This is a genomic window from Streptomyces roseoverticillatus, assembly GCF_000719265.1.
GTDB lineage: Bacteria > Actinomycetota > Actinomycetes > Streptomycetales > Streptomycetaceae > Streptomyces > Streptomyces roseoverticillatus.
The window spans coordinates 1-5,934 of the sequence record NZ_JOFL01000059.1 but is presented as its reverse complement, the minus strand read 5'-3'; the positions used below and the strand labels follow the sequence as shown (position 1 = coordinate 5,934).

The window sequence follows — 5,934 nt, the reverse complement described above, 5'->3', positions numbered from 1 at the left end:
GTTGATCACCGGTGGTACGGGTGGTCTGGGTCGTGTGGTGGCGCGTCATCTGGTGGCGGAGCACGGCGTGCGGAGTCTGCTGCTGGTGAGCCGCAGGGGGCCGGCTGCCGCAGGGGCCGACGAGTTCGCCGCCGAACTGGCGGGCCAGGACGTAGAGGTGACGGTCCAAGCGTGCGATGTGACCGACGGCGCGGCCGTGGAGGATCTGGTGGCCCGGCATTCTGTCAGTGCCGTTGTGCATACCGCGGGTGTGCTGGACGACGGGGTGATCGGCTCGCTGACCCCGGAGCCTGGATGCCTTGGCCCGCCACCGCCGGGCGCAAGGGCTCCCCGCCGTGTCGCTGGCGTGGGGCCCGTGGTCCCAGGACAGCGGCATGACCGGCACCCTGTCGGACGCAGACCTGCAGCGGATCGCCCGCTCGGGCATGCCGCCGCTGTCCGGCGAGGAAGGCGTCAGCCTCTTCGACGCCGCCCTGGCCACCGCCGAGCCGGCACTCCTCCCCGTCCGCCTGGACCTCGCCGCCCTGCGAGCGCACGGGGAGCCCCAGCCCCTGCTGCGCGGCCTGATCCGTACGGCGGGACGCCGCGCCGCGGCGTCCGGCACGGCCGCCGCGTCCGGTCTCGCACAGCGCCTGACCGGGCTGTCCGAGGCCGAGCGGCGCGCGGTACTGCTGGACCTGGTGCGCGAGCGGATCGCGGCCGTCCTCGGACACGCCCGCCCGGAGACGGTCGATCCGGCGAAGGCGTTCCAGGACCTGGGCTTCGACTCCCTCACCGCGATCGAACTCCGCAACGGGCTGGGCAAGGTCACCGGCCTCCGACTGCCGGCGACGGCCGTGTTCGACTACCCGACGGCCGACGCCCTGACGGGTCACCTCCTCGCCGGACTCTTCAGCGCGGAAGCCGGGGCGGAATTGCCGCTCCCGGTGCCGGCCCTCCCGCCTCTGGCGGATGACCCGGTCGTCATCGTCGGCATGAGCTGCCGATACCCCGGCGGAGTCACCTCGCCCGAGGAGCTGTGGCGGCTGGTGTCGGACGGCGTGGACGCCGTCTCCGGCTTCCCGGCCGACCGCGGCTGGGAGATCGAGGACACCTACGACCCCGACCGCGAGGGCGCCGTCGCCACTCGCTCCGGCGGCTTCCTCTACGACGCGGGGGAGTTCGACCCCGAGTTCTTCGGGATGAGCCCCCGGGAGGCCCTGACCACCGATGCCCAGCAGCGGCTGCTGCTGGAGACGACGTGGGAGGCCCTCGAACGCGCCGGGATGGACCCGGCCGCGCTGCGCGGCAGCCGTACGGGCGTCTTCGCGGGCGTGATGTACCACGACTACTCCCAGCTCCTCGCCGGGCGCGAGTTCGAGGGCTACCAGGGCAGCGGCAGCGCGGGCAGCGTGGCCTCGGGCCGGGTCTCGTACACCTTCGGCTTCGAGGGTCCGGCCGTGACGGTGGACACGGCGTGCTCGTCGTCGCTGGTGGCGCTGCACCTCGCCGCGCAGTCGCTGCGCTCCGGCGAGTGCTCGCTGGCGCTTGCGGGCGGTGTGACGGTGATGGCGACCCCGTTGACGTTCGTGGAGTTCTCGCGGCAGGGCGGACTGTCGGAGGACGGGCGCTGCAAGGCGTTCGCGGACGCCGCAGACGGCGTGGGCTGGGCCGAAGGCGCCGGCATCCTGGTGCTGGAGCGCCTGTCGGACGCGCGCCGGAACGGCCACCGGGTCCTGGCGACGGTACGTGGCAGTGCCGTGAATCAGGACGGTGCGTCGAACGGTCTGACGGCGCCGAATGGTCCGTCGCAGCAGCGGGTGATCCGTCAGGCGCTGGCGAGCGCCGGGTTGTCGGCGGCGGACGTGGACGCGGTGGAGGCGCACGGCACGGGCACGACGCTGGGCGACCCGATCGAGGCCCAGGCGCTGCTCGCCACGTACGGCCAGGACCGGGCGGAAGACCGTCCGTTGCTCCTCGGCACGGTGAAGTCGAACATCGGTCACGCGCAGGCCGCCGCCGGTGTCGCCGGCGTGATCAAGATGGTCATGGCGATGCACCACGGCGTCCTGCCGCGCACCCTGCACGTCGACGCGCCGTCCTCGCACGTGGACTGGTCGGCCGGCGGCGTCGAGCTGCTGACCGAGCAGACCGCCTGGCCTGAGGGCGACGGCCCGCGGCGTGCGGGCGTCTCCTCGTTCGGGATCAGCGGCACGAACGCGCACGTGATCCTGGAACAGCTGGAACCCGAGCCCGAGCCGGCCGGGGAGCAGGTGGAGGAAACGGACGACGAAGAGCTCGTACCGTTCGTGGTGTCCGGCAGGTCCCCGGCCGCGCTGCGGGCCCAGGCGGCACGACTGGCGTCCCACCTCGATCGCGACCCCGCACCGCGGCTCCTGGACGTCGCGTACTCGCTGGCGACGAGCCGTTCGGGCTTCCATCACCGTGCGGTGGTGCTGGCCACCGGCCGCGACGGCCTGCTGGGCTCCCTGACCGCGATGGCCGACGGCCGGATCGAGGCGGGCGTCGTGGCGGAAGGCGAGGCCCGTACGGGCAAGCGCGCCTTCCTGTTTTCGGGTCAGGGTTCGCAGCGGCTGGGGATGGGCCGGGAGTTGTATGCCCGGTTCCCGGTGTTCGCGGAGGCTTTCGATGCGGTGTGTTCGGCATTCGGTGGGTGAGATTGCGGCCGCGCATGTGGCGGGTGTGTTTTCGCTGGCGGATGCGTGTGTGTTGGTGGCGGCGCGGGGCCGGCTGATGCAGGCGCTGCCTGCCGGTGGTGCGATGGTCGCGGTCCAGGCGGCGGAATCCGAGGTGCTGCCGTTGCTGACGGAGGGTGTCGCGATCGCGGCGGTGAACGGGCCGTCGTCGGTGGTGGTGTCCGGCGCTGAGCGCGCGGTCGAGGCGATCCGCTCCCACTTCGAAGGGGAGGGCAGGAAGACCAGTCGGCTGCGGGTCTCGCACGCGTTCCATTCGCCGCTGATGGAACCGATGCTGGACGACTTCCGCGCCGTCGCCGAGCGCGTGACGTACGCTGCGCCCGCCATCTCGCTCGTCTCGAACGTCACCGGCGAGCCCGCGACCGCCGAGCAGCTGGGCTCGGCGGAGTACTGGGTCCGCCATGTCCGCGAGGCCGTACGGTTCGCCGACGGTGTGCGCACGCTGGTGGCCCACGGCGTGACCGCGTTCCTGGAGATCGGCCCCGACGGCGCCCTCTCCGCCCTCGCCGCGGAGTCCGCGCCGGAGGGTGCCATGGTCACCCCCGTACTGCGCAAGGAACGCGCCGAGGACCGGGCGCTGCTCACGGCACTGGCCCGGATGCACGTCCAAGGCGTGCCGGTCGACTGGGAGGCGGTGTTCGCCGGCACCGGCGCCCGCCGGGTGGACCTGCCGACGTACGCCTTCCAGCGCTCGGCATCCGTGGCTGGCGGATCATGTGGTGATGGGTTCTGTGCTGGTGCCGGGTACGGCGCTGGTGGAGGTGGTGCTGCGTGCTGCTGATGAGGTCGGCTGTGATCTGCTGGAGGAGCTGACGCTCGCCGCGCCTCTCGTGCTGCCTGCTTCGGGTGCTGGTGTGCAGGTGCAGGTGTGGGTCGGCGAGCCGGACGATTCCGGTCGCCGTTCGGTGGCCCTGCATGGGCGCGAGGGCGAGGAGTTGTGGACGCTGCACGCGAGCGGCGCCGTGACCACAGGCGCGGAACCGCCGGCGTTCGACACGTCGGTGTGGCCCCCGGCCGGCGCTGAACCCGTCGATGTGGCGGACTGTTACGAGCGGTTCGCGGAAAGCGGGCTCGCGTACGGCCCGGCGTTCCAGGGCCTCCGGGCAGCCTGGCAGGACGGCGAGAACATCTATGCCGAGGTGCGGCTGCCGGAAGGAACCGACGGCACCGCCTACGGTCTCCACCCGGCCCTCTTCGACGCGGCGTTGCACGCGTCGATGGCAGTCGGTGAGAACACCGAAGGCACCGTCCCCTTCTCGTGGAGCGGCGTGTCCTTGCACGCCTCGGGCGCCTCGCAGGTGCGCGTCCGGATCCGCCACGCCGACGGCGGCGCTTCGATCGCGATCACGGATCCGGCCGGAGCTCCGGTCGCCTCTGTGGACTCGCTCGTCGTACGTCCGGTCTCCGCCGATCAGCTGCGAACCGGTGGCCGGGACTCCCTCTTCACGCTCGACTGGGTGCCGGTGCCGCTCACGGAAGAACGTGTTGCGTTGGGCACTGATGCGGACGGAGAACCGTTCCGGACCTATGCGGACGTGGATTCTTCGGCGGAAGCCGAGATCCCTGGGGCTGTGCTGGTCGCCTGGGCTGCAGAGCCTGCCGACGTGGTGGAGTCCGTGCATGCCGCGACGGCCTGGGCGTTGGGGCTCGTACAGTCGTGGCTGGCGGACGGGCGGTTCGCGGATGCGCGGCTGGTGTTCGTGACGCGGGGTGCGGTGTCCGGTGATGACCTTGCCGGTGCCGCTGTGTGGGGTCGGTGTTGATCACCGGTGGTACGGGTGGTCTGGGTCGTGTGGTGGCGCGTCATCTGGTGGCGGAGCACGGCGTGCGGAGTCTGCTGCTGGTGAGCCGCAGAGGTCCGGCCGCCGAGGGTGCTGAGGAGCTCGTGTCCGAGCTCGCGCGGCAGGGAGCGGAGGCCGTCGTCGAGGCGTGCGATGTGACCGACAGGGATGCCGTGGCCGAACTCGTGGCCCGGCACTCCGTCCGTTCCGTCGTGCACACCGCGGGTGTGCTGGCCTGGATGCCTTGGCCCGCCACCGCCGGGCGCAAGGGCTCCCCGCCGTGTCGCTGGCGTGGGGCCCGTGGTCCCAGGACAGCGGCATGACCGGCACCCTCGCCGAGGCCGACCTCGTACGCATGGCCCGCTCCGGAATGCCCCCGCTCTCCGCGGAGGAAGGCGTGGCACTCTTCGACGCCGCACTCGGCGCCGCCGAGCCGGCCGTCCTCCCCGTCCGCCTGGACCTCACCGCCCTCCGTGCGCAGGGCGAACCCCTGCCCCTCCTGCGCGGCCTGATCCGTACGCGTACTCGGCGCTCGGCAGCGCTGTCCGGTTCGACCGGTGACTCCGGTCTCGTGCAGCGCCTGGCCGGGCTGTCCGGGGACGGGCGGCGTAGGGCATTGCTGGACCTGGTGCGCGAGCGGATCGCGGCCGTCCTCGGACACGCCGGAGCCGCGGACGTCGACGCGTCCCTGGCCTTCCGGGACCTCGGTTTCGACTCCTTGACCGCCGTCGAGTTGCGCAACCGGATCAACGACGCGACGGGGCTGCGCCTTTCGGCAACTGCCGTCTTCGACTACCCCACGGCGGACGCGCTGGTCGGACACCTGCTGGACGAGTTGTTCGGCGCGGAGGAGGCCGGGGTCGGTGCGGTGTCCCCGGTGGCCGTGGCCGTGGCCGATGACCCGGTGGTGATCGTCGGCATGAGCTGCCGCTACCCGGGCGGTGTCGCCTCGCCCGAGGACCTGTGGCGGCTGGTGTCCGACGGCGTGGACGCGGTGACGGACTTCCCGGCCGACCGAGGCTGGGACGTGGAGTCCGTCTACCACCCCGACCCCGAGCACACGGGTACGAGCTATACCCGTGCGGGCGGGTTCCTGACGGAGGCGGCGGAATTCGATCCGGCGTTCTTCGGGATGAGTCCCCGGGAGGCCTTGGCGACGGACTCGCAGCAGCGGTTGCTGCTGGAGACGACGTGGGAGGCCCTCGAACGCGCCGGGATGGACCCGGCCGCGCTGCGCGGCAGCCAGACCGGTGTCTTCGCCGGCGTCATGTACAACGACTACGCCGACCTCCTCTCCGGGCCCGAGTTCGAGGGCTACGGCAGCGGCAGCGCGGGCAGTGTGGCCTCGGGCCGGGTGTCGTACACGTTCGGCTTCGAGGGGCCGGCCGTGACGGTGGACACGGCGTGTTCGTCGTCGTTGGTGGCGTTGCACTGGGCGGCTCAGTCGCTGCGTTCCG

General features: G+C 72.2%; 1 protein-coding gene and 2 pseudogenes. All 3 read left to right on the top strand.

What is annotated here, in order from left to right:
* A pseudogene (locus IF61_RS34935) lies at positions 1–4,159 on the top strand (type I polyketide synthase); the annotation flags it as partial.
* Positions 4,160–4,443: 284 nt separating this feature from the next.
* A pseudogene (locus tag IF61_RS37850) lies at positions 4,444–4,653 on the top strand (SDR family NAD(P)-dependent oxidoreductase); the annotation flags it as partial.
* On the top strand, positions 4,626–5,934 hold a 1,309-nt coding region (locus tag IF61_RS37845), incomplete at its 3' end, for an acyl carrier protein (protein ID WP_425428244.1). The pseudogene IF61_RS37850 and the gene IF61_RS37845, both read left to right, overlap by 28 nt.